This window comes from Pseudoxanthomonas sp. Root630 (genome assembly GCF_001427585.1).
Taxonomy (GTDB): Bacteria; Pseudomonadota; Gammaproteobacteria; order Xanthomonadales; family Xanthomonadaceae; genus Pseudoxanthomonas_A.
In genome coordinates this window covers 698491-720134 of record NZ_LMGY01000012.1, presented here as the reverse complement: position 1 = coordinate 720134, position 21644 = coordinate 698491, and the positions used below count along the sequence as shown (strand labels likewise).

The following is a 21644-nucleotide window of genomic DNA, read 5'->3' as shown; positions in this document are numbered from 1 at the left end:
ACTCGCGTCGCTCCTACAGGAAGCGCGCGCGCTCGTCCTCGGTGGGCACATGGCACGCCGTCATCCCGAACCAGCCGTACCGGTTCCGCGCCACCCAGCGGTACAGCGGATCGCGCACGACGCGCGGCACCACCGCCATCACGCCCGCCAGGCGCCAGGCACCGCCCAGGCCGGTCAGCACGCGACGGATCGCATCGCTGTCCGTCCATGCTTGCACGCCGTCCACCAACAGGAACGACGCCGGATCATCGGGATCCAGCCCGTGCCCCGCCAGCAGTGCGCGGCCCGCGTCGGTCTGCATCGCCGCGAAGCGGTAGCGCCCCGCGCGGTCGTGCTTCAGCAGGAAGCGCACCCAACCGTTGCACAGCACGCAGATGCCGTCGAACACGATGACCGGGCCGTTCGCGGCGGTGCGCTCAATCGACATCGAGCGCCCCGCGGTAATGCACCAGCAATCCGGCGATAGGCAACGATGCCCATACGTCGAACCGGTAACGCCCGTCCTCGGCGGATTCGCGCGCACCGACGCCGGTGAACCAGCGCGCCGGCAACGACACACCGAACACGCGGACCCGCACGACGCGCCATTCGATGACACCGTCCACGACCGCCAAGCGGAAGCCGAACGTCGCCAGCCCGAGCCGTTCGCACAGCACGTCGCCGTCGCGCCACAGCCGCGAAGGCATGGTGCGCCCGCCGATGAAGCGGGTCCAGCGTTCCTCGTCGGGCGACGCATCGATCTCGACGCACAACGGACCGGTGCCTGCGGGCGGCAGGCGGGTGGCGGATGCGACCAGTCGCGACAGCAGGCCGATACCGCGCTCGACCTCGACGTCGCCGGCATACCGGCGCAGGCCCTGCGCGGCATGCAACGCGCGCACCGGCACCGGCAGCCCAACAAACGCCGGCCCCAGCAACGCCGTGAACAGCGGACTTACGGCTGCATCCACGCCAAGGTGGCGATACGCCCGCTGCGGCCGTCGCGGCGGTGGGAGAAGAAACGGGCGGGTTCGCTGATCGTGCAGAGATCACCGCCGTGGATGTCCTCGGCCCGCATGCCGCAGGCCACCAGGCGGCGCCGCGCCAGCGCGGGCAGGTCGGCCAGCCAGTGGCCGGGACGCGTGGGCGCGAACGCCACAGTCGCACCCGCATCCTGGGACACGAAGGCGTCGAAGACGTTTCCGCCGACTTCGTAGCGCTGCGGTCCAGCGGCTGGGCCGATCCAGGCGACCACGTCCGCGGCCGGCGCCTCCATCGCGGCGAGCGTGGCTTCCAGCATGCCCTTGGACAGGCCGGGCCAGCCCGCATGCGCGGCGGCGATCTCGCGGCCGTCCTTCGCCGCGAACACCACGGGCAGGCAGTCGGCGGTCAGGATGGCGAGCACCACGCCGGGCGCCGAAGTGACCAGCGCGTCGGCTTCAGGCTCGGCGGCATCGGGGCCCGCCGGCGCGTCCACGCGCACGACATCGACGCCGTGCACCTGCTTCAGCCAGTGCGGCGTGGAAGGCAGGCCGGCCAACTCGGCCAGCTCGGCACGGTTGCGCGCCACCGCGGCCGGATCATCGCCATCGGCCGCGTACTTGTTGCCCAGGTTGAAGTGGTCGAACGGCGCCTGCGACACGCCCGCGCCATGGCGCAGCGTGGTGAAGGCATGCACGCCCGCCGGTGCGGGCCAGTCGGCCGCGACGACGGGCGCACGATTCACTTGCGCTGCGCCTGGGTGTCCGCGCGCAGGGCCGCCAGCAACGCCACCATGTCGGCCGGCACCGGCGCGGTCACGCGCACCGGTTCGCCGCTCACCGGATGGGCGAACTCCAGGGTCTCGGCATGCAAGGCCTGCCGGCGGAAGCCGCGCAGCACCGCCACCAGGTCCTCGCTGGCGCCCTTGGGCAGGCGCAGCGGCCCGCCGTACAGCGGATCACCGACGATCGGGTACTTGATGTGGGCCATGTGCACGCGGATCTGGTGGGTGCGGCCCGTCTCCAGGCGGCATTCCAGCGCCGTATGCGCGCGGAAGCGTTCGCGCAGGCGGTAGTGGGTGGTGGCGTCGCGGCCGTCGTCGCGCACGGCCATCTTCAGCCGGTCGCGCGGGTGGCGGTCGATGGGCGCATCGGCGGTGCCGCCGGAGACCATCGCGCCGACCACCACCGCCAGGTACTGGCGATGCACGTCGCGCGAGGCCAGCTGGGCCACCAGCGAGGTGTGCGCCGGCAGCGTGCGCGCCACCACCATGACGCCGGAGGTGTCCTTGTCCAGGCGGTGCACGATGCCTGCGCGCGGCAGCGCCGACAGCGACGGGTCGCGGAACAGCAGCGCGTTCACCAGCGTGCCGGTCGGATTGCCGGCGCCGGGGTGCACCACCAGGCCGGCGGGTTTGTCCAGGACGAAGACGTCGGCGTCCTCGTACAGGATGTCCAGCGGGATGTCCTCCGGCTCGGCGTGGGTCTGGGTATCCAGCACCACGTCCAGGCTGGCGGTTTCGCCGCCGCGCACGGGATCGCGCGGGCGCACCACCTGCCCGTCCAGCAACGCGTTGCCGGACTTGATCCACTCGGTCAGGCGCGAGCGGGAGAATTCGGGGAACAGCTCCGCCAGGGCGGCGTCGAAGCGGCGGCCGGCCGCGCTGGCGGGCACGATGGCCGTGCGGGGGGTATCAGGGGAGTCGGTGTCGGTCATACGGAAAGCGTCCAGGGAAGCCTCGGCTTCGGTCCTATTGGCCGATTGTTCATGGCGAGGGCGGCGCCTAGGCTATCATCGACGGCCTGTTTCCCTGCCGCGGCCTGCCGCCAGCCCATGACCCAGCGTGCCCTTCCCCGCTCCGCCCGCCTCTCCGCACCCGCCCGCCTCGCCCTGCTCGCGCTGGTGATCGCCTTCACCGGGACCGGCTGCGGCAAGATCTTCAAGAAGAAGGAAGCGCCGGAGAACCAGCCGGTCGAGGTGATGTACCAGGAAGCCCACCAGGCCATGCAGGTGAACAACTGGGAGCGCGGCGTGGTCCGGTTCCGCCAGTTGATCGCCCAGTACCCCTACGGTCCGTATACCGAGCAGGCGCTGATGGAAACCGCCTACGCCGAATACAAGTCCGGCAAGCTCGACGATGCGGTCACCACGGTCGACCGCTTCATCCGCACCTACCCCACGCATCGCAACATCCCCTACATGTACTACCTGCGCGGGCTGGCCAATTCCAACCGCGACACGGTGTTCCTGCAGAAGGTCTGGCGCCTGGATGCCAGCCGCCGCGACCTGGCCACGCCGATGCAGGGTTACAGCGACTTCAACACCGTGGCCGAGCGCTACCCGAACAGCCGCTACGCCGCCGACGCGCGCCAGCGCATGGTGGCGCTGCGCAACCAGTTCGCCCTGCACGAACTGGACACGGCCATCTACTACCTGCGCCGCGACGCTTGGGTGTCCGCCGCGAGCCGCGCCAAGTACCTGCTGGAGACCTACCCGCAGAGCGCCTACCAGAACGACGCCGTCGCCGTGCTCGCCGAGGCTTACACCCAGCTGGGCAACGAGGCGCTCGCCGCCGACGCCAAGCGCGTGCTCGAACTCAACGACCCGCAGCACCCGTGGTTGACCGGGGACTTCCCGAAGTACACGTGGATGGTGCGCCGCCTGAACCCGTTCGCCGGCGAGAAGTCCAGCAACACCGTCGACAAGCGCAACAAGGACTGACCGCCTCGCGGTCAGCAGCGAAAAAGGGCCGCGAGGCCCTTTTTCTTTTCCTGCGGAACCGGCGTCCGGCTACAGCGCGTACTTGTTCGTGATCGGATAGCGGCGTTCGCGGCCGAATGCGCGGCGCGAGACCTTCGGTCCGGGCGCGGCCTGGTGGCGCTTCCATTCGTTGATGCGCACCAGCCGCAGCATGCGGTCCACGGTGGCGGCGTCGAAGCCGGCGGCGACGATCTCGTCGCGCGACTGCTCCAGGTCCACGTAGCGGAACAGGATCGCGTCCAGCACGTCGTACGGCGGCAGCGAGTCCTGGTCCTTCTGGTTCTCGCGCAGTTCCGCGGACGGAGGTCTGTCGATCACGGCCGGCGGGATCACCGGCGCGCCGCCCACCGTGTTGCGCCAGCGCGCCAGCGCGAACACCTCGGTCTTGTACAGGTCCTTGATCGGCGCGTAGCCGCCGCACATGTCGCCGTAGATCGTGGCGTAGCCCACCGCGTATTCGCTCTTGTTGCCAGTGGTCAGCAGCAGGCCGCCGAACTTGTTGCTCAGCGCCATCAGGATCACGCCGCGGCTGCGCGACTGCAGGTTCTCCTCGGTGGTGTCGGCGGGCTTGTCGCCGAAGATCGGGCCCAGTGCGTCCAGGAAGCCCTTGAACGGCGCTTCGATCGAGATCGCTTCCAGCCTCACGCCCATCGCCGCGCATTGTTCGGCGGCCAGGTCGTTGGACAGGCCGGCGGTGTAGCGCGAGGGCAACCGCACCGCGGTGACGTTCTCCGCGCCCAGCGCGTCCACCGCCAGCGCCAGCACGATGGCCGAATCGATGCCGCCGGACAGGCCCAGCCACACCTTCGAGAACCCGTTCTTGCCGCAGTAGTCGCGGATGCCGCGCACGATCGCGCGCCACGCCAGCGCATCGCGGCTCTCGTCGCCGTCGTCCATCCACACCACCGGACTGAACGCACGCGTGGCCACGTCGAAGTCGACGACCAGCCATTGGTCGGTGAAGGCCGCCGCGGCCGGATGCACGGTGCCGTCGCCGTTGGCGACCACGGAGGCACCGTCGAACACCACCGCATCCTGCCCGCCCACCACGTTGAGGTACGCCAGCGCCATGCCGGTCTCGCGCGTGCGCTCGGCGATCAACGCATCGCGCTGCGCATGCTTGTCGCGGTCGAACGGCGACGCATTGGGCACCAGCGTCAGCACGGCGCCCGCCTCGGCGGTGTCAGCCAGCGGCTCGGGGAACCAGAGGTCTTCGCAGATCACCAGGCCCAGCGACACGCCGTTCACCTCGAAGGTGCAGGCGCCGCCATCCGGGTCCACGTCGAAGTAGCGGCGCTCGTCGAACACCGCGTAGTTGGGCAGTTCGCGCTTGCGGTAGGTGGCCTCGACCGCGCCGTCGCGCAGCACGCTGGCCGCGTTGTACACCACGCTGCCCGCGCTCTGCGGCCAGCCCACCACGGCGACGATGCCGTGCGTGGTGGCGGCGATCTCCCGCAGCGCCGTCTCGCAGTCGGCCAGGAAGCGCGGCCGCAGCAGCAGGTCTTCCGGCGGATAGCCACTGACCGCCAATTCGGGGAACAGCACCACGTCGGCCCCGTACTCGTCGCGCGCCTCGGCGATCATGCGGCGGATGCTCTCGCTGTTCTGCGCGACCGCGCCGACCGGGAAATCGAACTGCGCCATCGCGATGCGGAGGGTCTGGGTCATGTCGGCCTTCGGTGGGAGCGAACCCGCCCATTATCCCAGACCCCGCGCACCGGGCGGGCGCGCATAAAAAAGCCCCGCGGCGTCCGGGACGCACGCGGGGCTGCGCAGGAAACAGGATGCGCGAGGCGGGGAATCAGTGGGCCAGGCGGGCGGCGATGCGCTGCTGCTCGTCCTTCAGCGCCTGCGGGGTGCGGGCGCCGAATTCCTCGAGGTAGTCGCCGATGCCGGCGAACTCCGCCTGCCAGCCGGCGCGGTCGAAGCCGAACAGCAGGTCGTGCGCTTCATCGCTCAGCGCCACGCCTTCCAGGTTCAGGTCCTCGGCGCGCGGCAGGTGGCCGATCGGGGTTTCCACCGCGTCGGCCTTGCCCTCGACGCGCTGGATCATCCACTCCAGCACGCGCAGGTTTTCGCCGAAGCCGGGCCACAGGAACTTGCCGTCGCCGCCCTTGCGGAACCAGTTCACGTGGAAAATCTTGGGCAGCTTCGCACCGGCCTGGTCGAACGACAGCCAGTGGGCGAAGTAGTCGGCGAAGTTGTAGCCGCAGAACGGCTTCATCGCCATCGGGTCGCGGCGCATCACGCCGACCGCGCCGGTCGCGGCGGCCGTGGTTTCCGAGCCCATCGCCGCGCCGACCAGCACGCCGTGCGTCCAGTCGCGCGCTTCGAACACCAGCGGCACCAGCGAGGCGCGGCGGCCGCCGAAGACGATGGCGCTGATCGGCACGCCCTGCGGATCCTCGGCCTTGGTCGAGTAGCTCGGGCACTGGCGTGCGGACACGGTGAAGCGCGAGTTGGGGTGCGCGGCCGGGCCGTTGGCCGGATCGAACTTGCGGCCCTGCCAGTCCAGCGCCGGCGTGCGCGTGTCCAGGCCTTCCCACCACGGCTCCTGCTCGTCGGTGACGGCGACGTTGGTGAAGATGGTGTGGTGGCTGATGGTGGCCAGCGCGTTCGGGTTGGAACTGTCGGAGGTGCCCGGCGCCACGCCGAAGAAACCGGCTTCCGGATTGATCGCATACAGGCGGCCATCGGCGCCGGGGCGCATCCAGCAGATGTCGTCGCCGACGGTCCATACCTTCCAGCCGGCCTGGCGATAGCCTTCCGGCGGGATCAGCATGGCCAGGTTGGTCTTGCCGCACGCCGACGGGAACGCGGCGGCGATGTAATGCGTTTCGCCCTGCGGGTTCTCGATGCCGACGATCAGCATGTGCTCGGCCAGCCAGCCTTCATGGCGCGCCTGGTGCGAGGCGATGCGCAAGGCGTGGCACTTCTTGCCCAGCAGCGCGTTGCCGCCGTAGCCGGAGCCGAAGCTCTTGATGGTCAGCTCGTCGGGGAAATGCATGATGAAGCGGCGGTCCGGGTCGAGTTCGCCGGTGGAGTGCAGGCCTTTCACGAACGCACCTTCGCGCTCGATCCGCGCCAGCGCCGGTGCGCCCATGCGGGTCATGATGCGCATGTTCGCCACCACATACGGCGAATCGGTGATCTCCACGCCGCAGCGCGAGAGCGGCGAATCGATCGGGCCCATGCAGTACGGGATCACGTACAGCGTGCGTCCGCGCATGCAGCCGGCGAACAGCGCGTCCATCTTCGCGTGCGCCTCGGCCGGGGCCATCCAGTGGTTGTTGGGGCCGGCATCGTCGGGCTGCGCGGTGCACACGAAGGTCAGGTGTTCGACGCGTGCCACGTCGCTCGGGCTGGAACGGTGCAGCCAGCTGTGCGGGTGGGTTTCGGGGTTCAACGGCAGCAGGGTGCCGTCGGCCAGCATCTGTTTCGTCAGCAGCGCGTTCTCGGCATCGCTGCCATCGCACCAGTGGATGTGATCGGGGTGGGTGAGCGCGGCGACCTCGGCAACCCAGGCATTCAACGCTTCAAGCGAACTGCCCTGAAATTCGTTGCGTTTGAAAACATCGACCGCTGCGTTCATGCGCCACCCTCGAAAAGTCAGACCAAAATGATACCAATGTCTTGTCCCGCTGACGAGGAGAACGCGGCCGAGACCGGCGGACGGTCAGCCGGTGGCCGGGATGGCGACGGTGGGCCACGGAGGGTGGAGGACGAACGCGCCGATCTCAGCGACGAAAGAGAATCACGGGAGATGGGGCTCGGAGCCCGATCTCCGCCGCGCCGACTACGCCTCGCGCGAGCGCCGGTAGGGGTTGAACAGCTGCAGCAGCCAGGGTTTCTGCGCCAGCACCAGACTGACGCCCACCCGGTCTTCGGCCGGCAGGGTGGCGTCTCGGGCCAGCAGGGCGTCGAACTCGCGCGCGACTTCCTCCAGCCGCTGGCGCAGTTGCTTCACGCCGTCGATGCTGAGGCTGCCACTGAGCAGCAGCAGCGCGTCCTGCTCGCCGTCGAAGGGATCGGCGAAGTAATCCGACAGCAAGGTGTGGCGGAAGTAGCGCTCCATCGGCCCGTCGGCGCGCCAGCGGAAGTTGCGCGCCGTCAGCGCGCGGCCGCGGTTGCCGGGCATCAGCTCGATGATGCCCAGCCGGTCCAGCTTCACCAGCAGCCCGGTCCACTGAGCCGGGGTGAAGCCGAAGTGGCCCATGACGTCATCCTCGCGCCAGCGGTTGAGGGTGAGGAACAAGGCCAGCAGCAGGGTGGGCTCGTCGACCAGCGCCTGCTCCTGCGCTTCGCTCAGCAGCGCCATCGCCTTGCGCCCGCGCGAGGCTTCGGCGCTGAGTTCGGCCAGGCCCACGTCGAGCACCTCGCAGATCTGCTCCAGCCGCTGCAGGCTCATCGCCCGGCGGGAGAACATGCGCTTGACCGCCGCCTCGCTCATCCGGATGCGGACGGCCAGCTCGCGGTAGGTCAGGTCCTGCGCGCGCAGGCAACGCTTCAGTGCATCAATCAGGTCCACCGAGACGGCCATCGGTAGCGCATTCCTATACCAAGTGTTGCGCGGGAGCTTACCTCGTCGATGCCGGTTGAACCGCGCCCCGGCCCGGGGCAAGGCTGCGGCACCCCGGAGGACCCCTCATGCCCCGCCTGATCGCCCGCTCGCTGACCCTCGCCCTGGCCACTGCCCTCTCGGGTGGCCTGGCCCTGCCCGCCCACGCCGCACCGCAGTCCGACGGCGCCAGCCGGATGTCGCAAGCCAGCCTGGAGGCCTCGATCGAGGTGCCGGTGGCGGTGATCCACGCGCTCGGCCACGGCGCCTCCGCGGTGGTCACCGGCGTGGCGGTGGTGGCCGGCAGCGTGGCGGTGACGGTCTCGGTCGCCACGGCGGGCGCGGTCGCGGGGGCCTCGTTCGTGGTCTACCTGAGCGTGGAAGCGATCCGGCGCCTGGGCATCGCGGTGGGCACGGCGATCAGCGTCACCGTGGTGGCGACCGGGTGGATCCTCAGCGCGGCCGGCGAGGCGTTGTGCTTCATCGCCAACGACGCCGCGCGCCCGCACATCCACAGCCATCGCTACGGCGGGTGATCGCGTGATGCGCGCATTCGCAATGCTTCTTTTCGCCTTCGTCCTCGCAGTGCCAGGGACGGCACGCGCGGGCGATGCCTGCAAGCAGTTGGAGATGCCACCGCACAAGGTGGCGGACGCTGCGCGCACCGCCCTGTTGGCGGCGCAGCAACTGGACGAGGTGGATGCACCGGTGGCGCTGATCGCGCGCGTCGGCACCGACCTGTCGAAGCAGGGCCTGGTCTACAGCCACGCCGGTTTCGCGGTGCGCGACCACGCCGAAGGCCGGTGGACCGTGGTGCACCTGCTCAACGAATGCGGCAGCGACCGCTCCGGCCTGTATGCGCAGGGGCTGGTGAACTTCTTCGCCGACGACCTGGTGAACCAGGACCTGCGTATCGTCTGGTTCGCCCCGGATGTCGCCGACCGGCTGGCTGCAAGGCTGCAGCAGATGCCACGCCACAGCCTGCACCATCCACGCTACAACCTGATTGCGCGGCCCGGCAGCGAGGACTACCAGAACTCCACCGCGTGGATCGTCGAAGTGATGGCCGCCGCCCTCGCCGACCGCGGCATCTACGACCGCCGCAGTGCCTACGCCTTCGCCCGCGGCGACGGCTTCGTGCCGGACACGGTGCACATCGCCTATTCCAAGCGCGTGCTGGGCGGATTGTTCTCCGCCAACACCGACTTCACCGATCACTCCGTCGGCACGCGCCTGTCCGGCGATTACCCCGTCGTCACCGTGCGCTCGATCTTCCGCTGGCTGGAGCGCAGCGGGTACATGCGCGAGCAACGGGAGTGGCGCGGCGGCGTGCGGCAGGCGGCGATGGGGCCGGCGTGAGGCACGCACCATGACGGACCTGTTCGCGCTGTATGTGCTGTTCGTGCTGCCGGCCCTGATCTTCGGATTGCTGCCCGCCTCTTTCGTCCTGGAGCGCGTGCGCTTCCGCCTCGCTGACGCGTTGCAACTGCTCGCGCCGTACGCCGTCTGGATGGGTTTGACCGCTATCCACAGCGGCGACAAGTCATTGGCGAACCTGATCGAACTGCCGATCCTCGGTGCGGCCACCGGCCTGTTTTTCGCAGGACGTGTCGTCCTGGGCATCCTGCGGCCGCAGCCTGGGTCGCACGCGCCTCTGCAGGCACTGGCCTGCAGCTGTCTTCTCGCGATCGCGTTCTGGGGATTGTTCCCAGGGCTACCCGAATGACGGAGCGCGCGGCAGGCAGGCGAGCCATCCGCATGACCTGCATGCCAGGCACAAGCGCGCACCCTGCATGGCATGCGGGAGCGGGCCGCGCGGCCTGCGCAACCACTTTATCGAGGAGACCGACATGTTCCTGACCCTGCTCGCCGTCACCCTGTTGCTGTCCGCCGCGGTCGCCTGGGGCGTCACGTGGATGTTCTCCACACCGATCGAGCGCATCCTCACCCGCATCATCGCCGACGACATCAGCAAGGCGTGGCTGCGCTACATGCAGTTCGCCACGCTGGTGGTCGGTGTGTCGTCCGGCGTGCGCATCCACGAACTGGAGCGCTACATCACGGCGCCGCAGTGGATGGACAAGGACAAGGCGCGGATCATCGCGCTGACCACCGAACGCTGGGTGCTGGAGGTCTATCGCACGGTGATCGAAACGCTGCAGGGCATCGCCTGGATGCTGCTGGCGTTCTTCGCCGTGGCGCTGCTGGCGTACGTGATCGTGAGGCTGTCGGAGCTGAAGCGGGGCAGCGTCGCAGTGACACCATCGGCCGACAATGCAGGCAGCGGCGCGACGGCGCCTTGAACATGATCGGCCGCGGCGTCCGCGCGCTCCTCATGTTCATGGCGGTGGCGTCCCTGGTCGCATGCGAGGCTCGGTATCGCGATGTGTCCCACAACCGGGCCCATCGCGCGCGGATCGGACTCGATTGCGAACTGACGACCTACACGCGTGCCCACGGCGTCACACTGCCCTCGTCGCCGCATCGGCAGACCGACTACGTATCAATCTGGAACCCCGGGTTCACGGGACCCGAGATGACATTCCTGCGGGTGCTCGAACCCGGCACCCGCATGCGGGTCGTCGCCGCCCGCGCCTGCACGAACTGCCTGGGACGCCGGATCGACTACCAGGTGGAGATCAGTCCGACGCCGGTGGAGTTCGAGGGCAAGCCTGCGTACCTGCAGGCCGAGTGGCTGGCACCGGACCAGCTCCGGTGCTCGCGCCCGCCGCCCGCTTGAACGCCCTTACGTCGGAATCAACGTCGAGATGACGTGTTCGAGGTAGGTCTCGAATTCTTCCGAGGTCATCCGCGGCTGCTGCAACTGCAGCGACAGCTGCAGGAAGCCCACGTAGGCCGCGTACGTCAGGCGCGCGCGGTGCGTGGCATCGATGCGCTGCAGGCCGGCCTGGCGGAACATCGCCACCAGGTATTCCAGGCGACGCTGCGAGATGCGATCGATGACCGGCTGCACGGAAGGATGGTCCAGCGCCTTCAGCAATTCGCTGTAGATGATGTGCGGCTTCACTTCGTGGCCGACCAGCTGGAACAGCGCGCGCAGGCGTTCGCGCGGATCGGCCACCTGCTCCAGGCTGCCGAAGATGCTTTCCTGCTCCACCGCTTCCCAGCGCTCCAGCGCGGCCTGCAGCAAGGCATCGCGCGACGGGAAGTGCCAGTAGAAGCTGCCCTTGGTGACACCGAGGCGGCGCGCCAGCGGTTCCACCGCCACGGCCGACACGCCCTGCTCCGCGATCAGGTCGAGGGCGGCCTGCGCCCAGTCGTCCGCGCTGAGGCGCGCATTGCGGATGGGCGTGGACGTGCTTTCGGGGCTGGGTGTGTTCATGTTCCGCATTTAACCATACGGCGCGGTGTGTAGCGGTATGTATGCTGCGCCGCACAACAAATAAAGCCAAATCAATCGGTTGCATCCGAAACCCGTTTCGCGAACCGATTGACTACTCTAAACGCGGGAGCCCATACTTGACCGTATGGTGAAGAGCGCCTTTCCTGCCCATGACGCCGCCACCGGCACGACCGCCGGTGTGCTGGATCGCGTGTTGAGCGGCCAGGGGGATTTCGCACTCGCGGTGCGTCGCTTCCCGTCTCCGCGCGCACTGCAGGCCCACCCCGCACTCGTCTATGCGCATGGCTTCGGCCAGACGCGTGGCGCATGGAACCGCACCGGCCAGGCGATGGCCGCGCAGGGATACGCAGGCCTGGCCTACGACGCGCGCGGCCATGGCGACTCGGATCGCAATGCGGCCGGCGTGCCGTATACCGGCGACCAGTTCGCGGACGACCTGATCGTGGTGGCCGGCGAGCAGCCGGAACCGCCGGTGCTGGTCGGCGCGTCGATGGGCGGGTTGTTCGGCCTGATCGCCGAATCGCGCTGGCCGGGCCTGTTCCGCGCGATGGTGCTGGTGGACATCACCCCGCGTTGGGAACACGCCGGCCTGCAGCGCATCCTCGCCTTCATGACCGCGTTCCCGGATGGCTTCGACTCGCTCGACCAGGCCGCCGATGCCATCGCCGCGTACCAGCCGCAGCGGCGCACGCGCAAATCGCCCGACGATCTGCGCGAGTTGCTGCGCGAAGGCGCCGATGGCCGCTGGCGCTGGCACTGGGACCCGCGCCTGGTCGATGAACTCGCGCGCGACAGCGCCCAGCACCAGGATGCGATCGCCGAGGCCGCACGCCGCGTGCAGTGCCCCGTGCTGCTGATCAGCGGCGGTCGCAGCGACCTGGTCTCGGAGAAGACCGTCGAGGAATTCAAGGCGCTGGTGCCGCACGCGCGCCACGTGCACCTGCCGCAGGCCACCCACATGGTGGCCGGCGACGACAACGACGCATTTACCGCCACCGTGCTGGAATACCTGGCAGGCCTGCCGGCCGCGCCGGGCAGTGGCGAATCCGATGTAACCGAATCCGTGTCCGGAGCAACCCCATGAGCATCGTCATCCCCTTCCTCGCGTTCCTGCTGGCGGGCGCGTTCGCCGCCTACCACCGGATCCGGCTCGCCTACTGGGCGGCGATCACCGCCAGCCTGCTGGTCGCGTGCTGGCTGCTGGGCGCCAATCCCACCGCGACGCTGGTCGCCGCGCTGGTGGTGCTCGCGATCGCGGTACCGCTGCTGATCCCGGCGATCCGCAAGCCGCTGATCACCGCGCCCGCGCTGGGCTTCCTGCGCCGCGCGCTGCCGCCGCTGTCGCAGACCGAGCGCATCGCACTGGAAACCGGTTCGGTCGGCTTCGAAGGCGACCTGTTCACCGGCGACCCGGACTGGAACAAGTTGCTCGCGTACCCGAAGCCGCAGCTCACCGCCGAAGAGCAGGCCTTCCTGGACGGCCCGGTGGAAGAGCTGTGCAAGATGACCAACGACTGGGAAATCACCCACATCCACGCCGACCTGCCGCCGGAGCTGTGGGACTACATCAAGAAGAACAAGTTCTTCGGCATGATCATCCCGAAGCAGTACGGCGGCCTCGGCTTCTCGGCGCTGGCGCACCACAAGGTGATCCAGAAGATCGCGTCGGTCAGCAGCGTGGTCAGTTCCACCGTCGGCGTGCCCAACTCGCTGGGCCCGGGTGAACTGCTCAACCACTACGGCACGCAGGAACAGAAGGACTACTACCTGCCGCGCCTGGCGATCGGCCAGGAAGTGCCCTGCTTCGGCCTGACCGGTCCGTTCGCCGGCTCCGACGCGACCTCGATCCCCGACTACGGCATCGTCTGCAAGGGCGAGTGGAACGGCGCCAACGTGCTCGGCCTGCGCCTGACGTTCGACAAGCGCTACATCACCCTGGCGCCGGTCGCGACGATCATCGGCCTCGCCTTCCGCATGTACGACCCGGACGGTCTGCTCGGCGACACCCGCGACATCGGCATCACCCTGGCGCTGCTGCCGCGCGACACCCCCGGTGTGGACGTCGGCCGTCGCCACTTCCCGCTGAACTCGCCGTTCCAGAACGGCCCCATCCACGGCAAGGACGTGTTCATCCCGCTGAGCCAGCTGATCGGCGGCGTGGAAATGGCCGGCAAGGGCTGGAACATGCTCAACGAGTGCCTGGCCGTGGGTCGTTCGATCACCCTGCCTTCCACCGCCAGCGGCGGCGCGAAGGCCGGCGCGCGCGTCACCGGTGCGTATGCCCGCATCCGCAAGCAGTTCGGCCTGTCGGTCGGCCGCTTCGAGGGCGTGGAAGAAGCGCTGGCCCGCATCGGCGGCAAGGCCTACGCGATCAGCGCGCTGTCGCAGGCCACCGCGGCCGCCGTGGACCGCGGCGACGTGCCGTCGGTGCCGTCGGCCATCGCCAAGTACCACTGCACGAACATGGGCCGCGATGTCGCCAAGGACGTGATGGACATCGTCGGCGGCAAGGGCATCATCCTCGGCCCGCGCAACTTCGCCGGTCGTGCGTGGCAGGCCTCGCCGATCGCCATCACGGTGGAAGGCGCGAACATCATGACGCGCAGTCTGCTGATCTTCGGCCAGGGTTCGATCCTGTGCCATCCGTACATCATCAAGGAAATGCGCGCGGCGCAGGACCCGGACGCCCAGGCCGGCGTCGGCATGCTCGACGGCGTGCTGTACCCGCACATCGGCAATGCGATCTCCAACGCGGTGCGCTCGTTCTGGTTCGGCATCACCGGTTCGAAGATCGGTGCGGCACCGGGCGACGCATACACGAAGAAGTTCTTCCGCAAGCTCGACCGCTACGCCGCCAACCTGGCGCTGCTGACCGATGTCTCGCTGGGCGCGCTGGGCGGCAAGCTGAAGTTCAAGGAATCGCTGTCCGGCCGCCTGGGCGACGTGTTGAGCCACCTCTACATGATGAGCGCGGTGCTGAAGCGCCATCACGACGAAGGCACGCCCGAGGCCGACAAGCCGCTGCTGGCCTGGGCCTTCCACAACAGCGCCTACGAAATCGAACTGGCGCTGTCGCAGGCGCTGCGCAACTTCCCGATCAAGCCGCTGGGCTGGCTGCTGTGGCCGGTGGTGTTCCCGTTCGGCCGCCGCGCCGTGGCCCCGGGCGATCGCCTGAGCCATCGCGTCGCCATGCTGCTGATGGCGCCCAACGAGGCGCGCGACCGCCTGGGCCAGGGCGTGTTCCTGACCCCGTGCGAGAACAACCCCGGCGGCCGCATCGACAGCTACCTGGCCGCGGCCGTGGCCGCCGAGCCGGTGGAGCGCAAGTTCCTGAAAGCGCTGAAGACCAAGGACATCGAAGCGCTGGACTACAGCGCGCAGTTGGACGAAGGCGTGCGCGAGGGCTGGATCACCATCGAGGAACGCAAGCAGCTGGAAGAGCTGCGCGCGATCACGCTGGATACGATCACCGTGGACGACTTCGACGTGCACGAGCTGCGTGCCGCCAGCTACTACGACCTGCCGCAGACCAAGCGGCAGCCGCGCGAAGCGGCCTGACGTCCACCACGAAAGACACGACGACGGCGGGCATGTCCCGCCGTCGTCGCGACAGGAGCCCACGATGAGCGCCGACGTCCTGAATATCTACCGCAGCCTGAGCCGCAAGCCCCTCGGCCATTGGCTGTTCTCGCGCCTGATCTGCTTCAAGGCGCCGTACTTCGGCAGCATCGGCCCGCGCATGGTGCGGCTGGAGCCCGGCCGCGGCGAGGCGACCATCCGCCATCGCCGATCGGTCACCAACCACCTGGGCACGGTCCACGCGATCGCGCTGTGCAACCTGGCCGAGTTCGTCGGCGGGCTGACCACCGACGTCAGCATCCCGCCCTCGATGCGCTGGATCCCGAAGGGCATGACCGTCGACTATCTGAAGAAGGCAGTGGGCACGATGCACGCGGTCGCCACGCCGGCCTTCGAGCCGCGCGAGTCCGCCGAAGGCTACGACCTGCCGATGGACGTGGTGGTCAGCGACCCGGGCGGCGAGCCCGTATTCCGCGCCAGCATCCGCATGTGGGTGTCGCCGAAGCCGGCGCGATGACGAGTCGCCGTTGTGGGAGCGACGTGAGTCGCGCCTGAAACCGACTGGCGCGGCCCGACGTCAGCGCGGATGGATGCCGCGCGATCGCGACTCACGCCGCTCCCGCATCGGCGTTGATGCGGCCCTTACAGCAACCAGATCGCCGCCAGCGCCGCGATCGCCGGCAGGCCCTGCACGTAGAAGATGCGCCGGCTGACGCTCCACGCGCCGTACAGCGCCGCCACGACCACGCACAGCAGGAAGAAGACGACGACGTTCCACTGCGAGGTCAGCAGGCCCCACAGCAGGCCGGCGGCGAGGAAGCCGTTGTAGAGCCCCTGGTTGGCGGCCAGCACGCGCGTGGTCTCGGCCTTCTCCGGGGTATTGCGGAAGGTCTTCAGGCCGGCGGGCTTGGTCCAGAGGAACATTTCCAGCACCAGGAACCAGGCGTGCAACGCCGCCACCAGCACCACCAATACCGAAGCGATCACGTCCATCCAGCCCTCCCGTCATGTGCCGGGCAGCATAGCGGCATCGCGCAGGAACGTCAGGTGGTGGTTGCGGCCGACGATGCGTCGGTCGTCGCACGTTCGGACGGCAGCCTGGATTCTTCGCGCAACAGGCGCCATGCGCTGAACGTCATCGCGCTGGCGACCAGCAGGCCGGCGCCGAACACGACGTTCGACCCGAACGCGGACAGGAACTTGTGCAGCCAGACGAAGCTGAGGTCGCCGCCGCGGTAGATGACGGTGTCGATCGCCGCACCCGCCTTGTAGCGCCACTCGCGCCCGACCCGCGTGTAGATGGTCTCGCGCGCCGGCTTGGCCAGCGAGAACTCGCTGGCGCGGGTGACCACCTGCACGATGGCGACCATCAGCGGCAGCGGCGAGGCGGTCAGGATCGAGTAACCCAGGATGATCGCGCAGCCCGGGATCAGCAGTGCCGGGCCGATGCCGAAGCTGCGCAGCAGCCAGCGCGTCAGCAGCAGCTGCACCAGCAGGGTCAGCACGTTCACCGCCATATCGATGCCCGCGTAGTACGCGGTGCTGGCGGCGGGGTCCGTGTAGTACTGGCGGACGATGGCGGCCTGCTCGTTGTAGAGCAGGGTGCCCACGCCGACCCCCATGACGACCAGCGAGGCCAGCCAGCGCAGCAGCGGCTCGCGCGCGATCAGCTTCAGGCCGGCCAGGATCTCGCCCCCCATCGGCTGTTCGCCACTGACCGCCTTGCGCTCCTGCTCGCGTGCCACCGCCCACAGGCGCAGGCGCAGCTGGCAGAACACGCACACCATCAGGAAGCCGGCCGAGACCAGCATCAGGTTGGCGATGCCGATCCGCTCCACGAACGTGCGCGTCAGCACCGGACCGAGGATGGCGCCCACCGTGCCCGCCGCGCCGATGTAGCCGTAGTACTTGCGCGCCTCGGCGTTGCTGAACACGTCGGCCATGAAGCTCCAGAACACGGCCACCGCGAACAGGTTGAACACCGCGATCCACAGGAAGAACGCCATGCCGCGCCCGGGCATCCCGCTGTCGAACAGCACGTAGAACAGCAGCAGCGTGCCGATGAAGAAGCCGTACACCGCGGGCAGGAACACGCGACGCGGGTAGCGGCTGACCAGCCAACCGTATGCCGGCTGCAACAGCAGCATGATGATGAAGGTGCAGGTGAACAGCACCTGCAGGGTGAAGTCCTTCAACGCCATCCCGCGCGCGGCGAAGAATTCGATCATCGACGGCGGGAACACCGCCTGCACGTCGTTGGATGCGCCCATCGCCTCGCGCACCGGCCGCAGCACGTAGTAACCGGACAGCAGGCAGAAGAAGTAGACGAAGGCCCACAGCAGCGGCGGCGATTCGGACATCGCCGAGCGGAACCGGCCGAACCGGGTGGTCGCGGGGGAGGACGGGTCCATGGTCTGCGGCCTGCGATCGCGTCAACGGCGCGGGCACCGCCCGCCTGTGGCGCGCAAGGTATCCGATGCACTGCAACATCGCCAGCGTTTTTGCGGACGACGCGGCGTCCGGGGCCCGGCACGGACGCGTGTTCCGTGCGATGACGGGATGGCAGAGCATTTGCTCTATCCCCCGCCGCTAGGTTCGGCCGGTCTTCGCAACTGGGCAGCATGTGTACGACTACATCATCGTGGGCGCCGGCTCGGCCGGGTGCGTGCTGGCCCACCGCCTGAGCGAAGACCCCGCCTGCCGCGTGCTGCTGCTGGAAGCCGGCCCACGCGACTGGCACCCCTTCATCCACATGCCGGCCGGCCTGGCCAAGCTGGTCGGCCAGAAGGGCGTCAACTGGAACTACGACACCGCGCCCGAGCCGCACCTGGACAATCGTCGCCTCTGGTGGCCGCGCGGCAAGGTGCTGGGCGGCTCCAGCTCCATCAACGCCATGTGCTACATCCGCGGCGTACCGCAGGACTACGACGACTGGGCGGCGGCCGGTGCCGACGGCTGGGACTGGGCCAGCGTGCTGCCCTACTTCCGTCGTTCCGAGAAGAACAGTCGCGGCAGCGACGCCCTGCATGGCGCCGACGGCCCGCTTTACGTCTCCGACCTGCGCTACACCAACCCGCTGTCGGCCGCCTTCATCGAGGCCGGCGCCCAGGCCGGGTACGCGCGCAACGCGGACTTCAACGGCCCGGCCCAGGAAGGCTTCGGTCTTTACCAGGTCACCCAGAAGGACGGCGCGCGCTGCTCCTCCGCCGTCGCCTACCTCGACCCGGCGCGCGACCGCCAGAACCTGGACATCGTCACCGGTGCGCTGGTCCGCCGCGTCCTGCTCGAGAACGGACGCGCGATCGGCGTGGCATATGCGCGCGGCGGGCAGGAAGTGACGGTCCGCTGCGAAGGCGAAGTACTGCTGAGCGGCGGCGCGATCAACTCGCCGCAACTGCTGATGCTGTCGGGCATCGGCCCCGCCGACCACCTGGCATCGCACGGCATCGCCGCGCGGCACTCCCTGCCCGGCGTCGGGCAGAACCTGCAGGACCACCTGGACATCTGCACGCTGCAGCACAGCACCCAGCGCGTCACCTACGACCGCACCAGCGAGTTGAAGACGGCCTTCGACTACTTCCTGCGCGGGCATCGTGGCCCGGGTAGCAGCAACATCGCCGAGGCAGGTGCGTTCGTGCGCTCGTCGCTGGCGCCGGACAACCGGCCCGACATGCAGATGCACTTCGTGCCCGCGATGCTGGACGACCATGGGCGCAACCGCCTGACGGGTGACGGCTACACGGCGCACGCCTGCTTCCTTCGCCCGCGCAGCCGCGGCCGCATCCTGCTGGCCAGCGCGGACCCACGCGCGGATGCGCGCATCGAAGCCAACTACCTGAGCGACCCCGAGGGCTTCGATCTGAAGATGATGATCGAGTGCGCGAAGCTCTCGCGCGAGCTGTTCGCCCAGCCGGCCTTCGACGCCTACCGCGGGGCGCCGATCCATCCCGCCCGCAGTGATCTGTCCGATGCCGAACTGGTCGCCTTCATCCGCGCCAAGGCGGAAACCGTCTACCACCCGGTCGGCAGTTGCCGGATGGGCACCGACGACGGCGCCGTGGTGGACCCCGCGCTGCGCGTCCATGGCCTGGAAGGCCTGCGCGTCATCGACGCCTCGGTGATGCCCACGCTGATCGGCGGCAACACCAATGCGCCCACCCTCATGATCGCGGAGAAAGCGGCGGACATGATCCGCCAGGCCTGACGTCCTGCGTGCGCACGCTCATTCCATCCACGGGTTGCGCATCGGGGTGATCTTCGCCGGATCCTCGCCGGCTTCGATGCGCGCGATCTGGTCCCGCAGTTGGCGTTCGACCTTGCGGTCCAGTTCCACCCGCGTCTGTTCCAGCAGGCGGCGATAGGCGCGCAACGCCTGGTCGCCCTGCCCCAGCCGCAGGTAGGCGTTGCCCAGTTCGACGCCCACGCCGACGTTCTGTGGACGCAGGACGGCGACTTCCTCCAGACGTCGCGCGACCAGGGCGTAGTCCTGCCCGTTCTCTTCGTACAGGTACTCCATCACCTTCTCGCCGATACCCGAGGCGCGCGTCTCGGGCCGTGTCAGCCGACCGTGCCAGACCCCGGCATAGCCCAGCTGCGCGACCTTGTCCATGTCCTTGAACACTGTCGCCGGGTCCCATTCGAATTGCGGCCACGGCAGTTCGTCGACCACGGTGTACACGAACCACCCCTCCCAGACGCCGGCGGAATTGGTGTCGTCGAGGTCCTCGACGAAACGGTGATACTCCAGGTGCGCGGCACGCCATTGGCGCTCCATCACCCAGTAGTCGGGATACACCGGTTCGCCGGTAGCCGCGATGACGCGACGATGGAAGTCGCGGATCTCGCCGAAGCGCTGGCCCAGGTCCACCCCCTCGTTGCGGAACGCGCGATAGCCACCGCTCGTCCCGCCCACCAGTTCGTTGTGGTACTCCCACAGGCGCGGCTCGCGGATCGTCATGGCGAAGGCGGCGACGAAGAGCGCGATGACCAGCCCCCTCAACACGCGCGAGCGCCGCCGCCAGGCTTCCGCCACCGCACCGCCGCCGAGCATGCCCGCGGCCGCCAGCAGCGGTGTCGCGTGACGCACCCCGCCCCACGCCTGCGGCGAGACGACGAGCGCGGCGAAGTGGAGCGTGCTGGCCGCGGCGAGTGCCGCGAGCATCCAGCGGGTGGCAGGCGCGAGCGGCGCGCGCAGCACCAGCACGAAGCCCAGCACCGCGAGCGCGGTCAGCGCGAGCGGGATCTTCGCGGCGAGGATGGCGGGCCAGGTGAACCAGGGCGTGCGTCCTTCGAACACCTTGCCCCAGACCAGGTGCAGGGCGCCGCCGCGACCTTCGATGCCGGTACGCACCGTGTCGGCCAGGCCCCACAGGTAGGCGCGCGGCAACAGATGGACGTCGTCCGAAAACCCGATCGCACTGCGCAGCGCCGGCTTGGTGACTTCCGCGACCTTCGCCTCCATCGCCAGGTTGAAGGCATCGCCGCCACTGCCGTCGGCATGGAAGCGGAAGCCGTATTGCGCCCATAGCAGGGCGACACCCAGCAGGATGGCCGCCGCCAGTTTCGCGCATCGCCGCGCGACTTCGGGCCAGCCGCCGTTGCGGATACCCACTGCGGCCGCCACGACCAGCACGCACCCCGTGCCCACCAGTCCCGCCAGGGCCGAATGCTTCGCGCCGAGCGCCAACCCGACGGTGATGCCGAACACGGCCGCCCATCGCCATTGCCAGGTTGCCGCCAGCACGCCTGCCGCAGCGACGACGAGCGACAGCGCCAGGGCGAGCAACCCGTCCGTCATCACGACAGGCAGGTGCGCGCCGAGGGTGGGCTCAAGCGCCAGGAAGGCGAGCGTGCCAGCTGACCATGCGAACCCGGCGACGCGCCACAGCAGCGCGCCGAGCGCGACCAGCAGCAGTGCATTCAAGCTCCACATCGCGGCACGCGCGCGTTGCTGCGTGCGTTCCGGGTCGTTCTCCTCGAACATCGTCTGTTCGACCCACTCGCGCTCCTGCGCCTTCTCGCGCAGGCCTGGCTCGGGACCGACGCGAAAGTCCGCCGGCATCCATGCGCCGACCCAGAGCTTGGCCAGTGGTGGATGTTCGGGATTGAGGTGCCGGTCGCCACCGCGCACGTACACCGTACCGGCGACGATGTGCCACGGCTCGTCGACGGTGAAGCTGTCCAGGCGCGTGCCGTACCACGAGCGCCCGACGGCCAGCGCCGCGAGCAGGACGATGAGGCTGCCGGCCAGCAGCCGCAGGACGGTCGGGGATGGGGCCGTACGACGCATGATGGGGCTCCTGGCTCCGGCAGGACCACGAAGGAACAGCACACGACGGTGAGGCGCCCCGGCTTCGCCTGCAGCCTGCCTCGCCTGCGGCCGGCCTCATTTACGGCATGTTCCCCGGGGCTCCGAATCCAACG

At 69.0% G+C, this 21644-nt stretch carries 21 protein-coding genes; 10 read left to right on the top strand and 11 right to left on the bottom strand.

Annotated elements, in window-relative coordinates:
- Window positions 1-13 precede the first annotated feature (13 nt).
- Genes ASD72_RS09385 through rluD form a run of 4 tightly spaced genes read right to left on the bottom strand, consistent with a single transcriptional unit; the run spans window position 14 to window position 2676 of the window.
- Window positions 14-427, bottom strand: coding sequence for a thiol-disulfide oxidoreductase DCC family protein (locus ASD72_RS09385; RefSeq protein ID WP_056879635.1), 414 nt, complete (start codon window positions 425-427; stop codon window positions 14-16).
- Window positions 417-950 carry a DUF4166 domain-containing protein gene (locus ASD72_RS09380; protein ID WP_056879634.1) on the bottom strand — a complete coding sequence of 178 codons (534 nt, stop codon included), beginning with the start codon at window positions 948-950 and terminating at the stop codon, window positions 417-419. The genes ASD72_RS09385 and ASD72_RS09380 overlap by 11 nt, the downstream gene beginning before the upstream one ends.
- Window positions 935-1705: a peptidoglycan editing factor PgeF gene (gene pgeF / locus ASD72_RS09375; protein WP_056879633.1), complete on the bottom strand. Its 771-nt coding sequence runs from the start codon at window positions 1703-1705 to the stop codon at window positions 935-937. The genes ASD72_RS09380 and pgeF overlap by 16 nt, the downstream gene beginning before the upstream one ends.
- Window positions 1702-2676: a 23S rRNA pseudouridine(1911/1915/1917) synthase RluD gene (gene rluD, locus ASD72_RS09370; protein ID WP_056879632.1), complete on the bottom strand. Its 975-nt coding sequence runs from the start codon at window positions 2674-2676 to the stop codon at window positions 1702-1704. Before rluD ends, pgeF begins: the two co-directional genes overlap by 4 nt.
- A 117-nt stretch (window positions 2677-2793) precedes the next feature.
- On the opposite strand from rluD, the gene ASD72_RS09365 reads away from it, so the two are divergent.
- Window positions 2794-3681 carry an outer membrane protein assembly factor BamD gene (locus ASD72_RS09365; protein ID WP_056879631.1) on the top strand — a complete coding sequence of 296 codons (888 nt, stop codon included), beginning with the start codon at window positions 2794-2796 and terminating at the stop codon, window positions 3679-3681.
- Between the two features lie 69 nt (window positions 3682-3750).
- Here ASD72_RS09365 and ASD72_RS09360 read toward each other — a convergent pair whose 3' ends face one another.
- From ASD72_RS09360 to ASD72_RS09350, 3 genes are all read right to left on the bottom strand, one after another.
- On the bottom strand, window positions 3751-5388 hold the full coding sequence (locus ASD72_RS09360) for an NAD+ synthase (RefSeq protein WP_056879630.1): 1638 nt from the start codon (window positions 5386-5388) through the stop codon (window positions 3751-3753).
- A gap of 133 nt (window positions 5389-5521) precedes the next feature.
- Window positions 5522-7312, bottom strand: a complete 1791-nt coding sequence (locus ASD72_RS09355) for a phosphoenolpyruvate carboxykinase (GTP) (RefSeq protein ID WP_056879629.1) — start codon at window positions 7310-7312, stop codon at window positions 5522-5524.
- 204 nt (window positions 7313-7516) lie between these two features.
- Window positions 7517-8260: a helix-turn-helix transcriptional regulator gene (locus ASD72_RS09350; protein WP_056879628.1), complete on the bottom strand. Its 744-nt coding sequence runs from the start codon at window positions 8258-8260 to the stop codon at window positions 7517-7519.
- A 107-nt stretch (window positions 8261-8367) separates the two neighbouring features.
- On the opposite strand from ASD72_RS09350, the gene ASD72_RS09345 reads away from it, so the two are divergent.
- From ASD72_RS09345 to ASD72_RS09325, 5 genes are all read left to right on the top strand, one after another.
- The gene (locus tag ASD72_RS09345; RefSeq protein ID WP_056879627.1) at window positions 8368-8814 is read left to right on the top strand and encodes a hypothetical protein; all 447 of its coding nucleotides are present in this window, start codon (window positions 8368-8370) and stop codon (window positions 8812-8814) included.
- 22 nt (window positions 8815-8836) lie between these two features.
- On the top strand, window positions 8837-9637 hold the full coding sequence (locus ASD72_RS09340; RefSeq protein ID WP_056879626.1) for a DUF2145 domain-containing protein: 801 nt from the start codon (window positions 8837-8839) through the stop codon (window positions 9635-9637).
- A gap of 10 nt (window positions 9638-9647) precedes the next feature.
- Window positions 9648-10004 carry a hypothetical protein gene (locus tag ASD72_RS09335; protein WP_056879625.1) on the top strand — a complete coding sequence of 119 codons (357 nt, stop codon included), beginning with the start codon at window positions 9648-9650 and terminating at the stop codon, window positions 10002-10004.
- A 124-nt stretch (window positions 10005-10128) separates the two neighbouring features.
- A complete protein-coding gene (locus tag ASD72_RS09330) occupies window positions 10129-10581 on the top strand; it encodes a hypothetical protein (protein WP_056879852.1) in 453 nt (150 codons plus the stop codon).
- Window positions 10578-11018, top strand: coding sequence for a hypothetical protein (locus tag ASD72_RS09325; protein WP_155944565.1), 441 nt, complete (start codon window positions 10578-10580; stop codon window positions 11016-11018). Before ASD72_RS09330 ends, ASD72_RS09325 begins: the two co-directional genes overlap by 4 nt.
- Before the next feature lie 6 nt (window positions 11019-11024).
- Here the strand turns inward: ASD72_RS09325 and ASD72_RS09320 are convergent, their stop codons facing one another.
- On the bottom strand, window positions 11025-11621 hold the full coding sequence (locus ASD72_RS09320) for a TetR/AcrR family transcriptional regulator (RefSeq protein WP_155944564.1): 597 nt from the start codon (window positions 11619-11621) through the stop codon (window positions 11025-11027).
- Window positions 11622-11766: 145 nt separating this feature from the next.
- On the opposite strand from ASD72_RS09320, the gene ASD72_RS09315 reads away from it, so the two are divergent.
- The 3 genes from ASD72_RS09315 to ASD72_RS09305 all read left to right on the top strand — a co-directional run bounded on the left by ASD72_RS09315 (window position 11767) and on the right by ASD72_RS09305 (window position 15738).
- Window positions 11767-12726: an alpha/beta hydrolase gene (locus ASD72_RS09315; RefSeq protein WP_081420245.1), complete on the top strand. Its 960-nt coding sequence runs from the start codon at window positions 11767-11769 to the stop codon at window positions 12724-12726.
- Entirely contained in the window at window positions 12723-15200 is a 2478-nt protein-coding gene (locus ASD72_RS09310; RefSeq protein WP_056879622.1) for an acyl-CoA dehydrogenase, read from the top strand. Before ASD72_RS09315 ends, ASD72_RS09310 begins: the two co-directional genes overlap by 4 nt.
- A 64-nt stretch (window positions 15201-15264) precedes the next feature.
- The gene (locus ASD72_RS09305) at window positions 15265-15738 is read left to right on the top strand and encodes a hotdog fold domain-containing protein (protein ID WP_056879621.1); all 474 of its coding nucleotides are present in this window, start codon (window positions 15265-15267) and stop codon (window positions 15736-15738) included.
- A gap of 125 nt (window positions 15739-15863) precedes the next feature.
- Here ASD72_RS09305 and ASD72_RS09300 read toward each other — a convergent pair whose 3' ends face one another.
- Both ASD72_RS09300 and ASD72_RS09295 read right to left on the bottom strand, forming a co-directional pair.
- Complete coding sequence (locus ASD72_RS09300; protein WP_056879620.1) at window positions 15864-16214, bottom strand: DUF1304 domain-containing protein; 351 nt, start codon at window positions 16212-16214, stop codon at window positions 15864-15866.
- Between the two features lie 50 nt (window positions 16215-16264).
- Complete coding sequence (locus ASD72_RS09295) at window positions 16265-17632, bottom strand: MFS transporter (RefSeq protein WP_056879619.1); 1368 nt, start codon at window positions 17630-17632, stop codon at window positions 16265-16267.
- Between the two features lie 212 nt (window positions 17633-17844).
- Between ASD72_RS09295 and ASD72_RS09290 the strand changes: the two genes are divergently transcribed.
- On the top strand, window positions 17845-19425 hold the full coding sequence (locus tag ASD72_RS09290) for a choline dehydrogenase (RefSeq protein ID WP_056879618.1): 1581 nt from the start codon (window positions 17845-17847) through the stop codon (window positions 19423-19425).
- 18 nt (window positions 19426-19443) lie between these two features.
- Here ASD72_RS09290 and ASD72_RS09285 read toward each other — a convergent pair whose 3' ends face one another.
- Window positions 19444-21510, bottom strand: coding sequence for a tetratricopeptide repeat protein (locus ASD72_RS09285; RefSeq protein WP_056879617.1), 2067 nt, complete (start codon window positions 21508-21510; stop codon window positions 19444-19446).
- Between the last annotated feature and the right edge of the window lie 134 nt (window positions 21511-21644).

Bases quoted from the DNA above. Each gene is read 5' to 3' on its own strand.
- ASD72_RS09385 (WP_056879635.1), bottom strand. From the start codon at position 427: ATGTCGATTGAGCGCACCGCCGCGAACGGCCCGGTCATCGTGTTCGAC.
- rluD (WP_056879632.1), bottom strand. From the start codon at position 2,676: ATGACCGACACCGACTCCCCTGATACCCCCCGCACGGCCATCGTGCCC.
- ASD72_RS09365 (WP_056879631.1), top strand. From the start codon at position 2,794: ATGACCCAGCGTGCCCTTCCCCGCTCCGCCCGCCTCTCCGCACCCGCC.
- ASD72_RS09360 (WP_056879630.1), bottom strand. From the start codon at position 5,388: ATGACCCAGACCCTCCGCATCGCGATGGCGCAGTTCGATTTCCCGGTC.
- ASD72_RS09355 (WP_056879629.1), bottom strand. From the start codon at position 7,312: ATGAACGCAGCGGTCGATGTTTTCAAACGCAACGAATTTCAGGGCAGT.
- ASD72_RS09350 (WP_056879628.1), bottom strand. From the start codon at position 8,260: ATGGCCGTCTCGGTGGACCTGATTGATGCACTGAAGCGTTGCCTGCGC.
- ASD72_RS09345 (WP_056879627.1), top strand. From the start codon at position 8,368: ATGCCCCGCCTGATCGCCCGCTCGCTGACCCTCGCCCTGGCCACTGCC.
- ASD72_RS09340 (WP_056879626.1), top strand. From the start codon at position 8,837: ATGCTTCTTTTCGCCTTCGTCCTCGCAGTGCCAGGGACGGCACGCGCG.
- ASD72_RS09335 (WP_056879625.1), top strand. From the start codon at position 9,648: ATGACGGACCTGTTCGCGCTGTATGTGCTGTTCGTGCTGCCGGCCCTG.
- ASD72_RS09330 (WP_056879852.1), top strand. From the start codon at position 10,129: ATGTTCCTGACCCTGCTCGCCGTCACCCTGTTGCTGTCCGCCGCGGTC.
- ASD72_RS09320 (WP_155944564.1), bottom strand. From the start codon at position 11,621: ATGAACACACCCAGCCCCGAAAGCACGTCCACGCCCATCCGCAATGCG.
- ASD72_RS09315 (WP_081420245.1), top strand. From the start codon at position 11,767: ATGGTGAAGAGCGCCTTTCCTGCCCATGACGCCGCCACCGGCACGACC.
- ASD72_RS09310 (WP_056879622.1), top strand. From the start codon at position 12,723: ATGAGCATCGTCATCCCCTTCCTCGCGTTCCTGCTGGCGGGCGCGTTC.
- ASD72_RS09305 (WP_056879621.1), top strand. From the start codon at position 15,265: ATGAGCGCCGACGTCCTGAATATCTACCGCAGCCTGAGCCGCAAGCCC.
- ASD72_RS09300 (WP_056879620.1), bottom strand. From the start codon at position 16,214: ATGGACGTGATCGCTTCGGTATTGGTGGTGCTGGTGGCGGCGTTGCAC.
- ASD72_RS09295 (WP_056879619.1), bottom strand. From the start codon at position 17,632: ATGGACCCGTCCTCCCCCGCGACCACCCGGTTCGGCCGGTTCCGCTCG.
- ASD72_RS09285 (WP_056879617.1), bottom strand. From the start codon at position 21,510: ATGCGTCGTACGGCCCCATCCCCGACCGTCCTGCGGCTGCTGGCCGGC.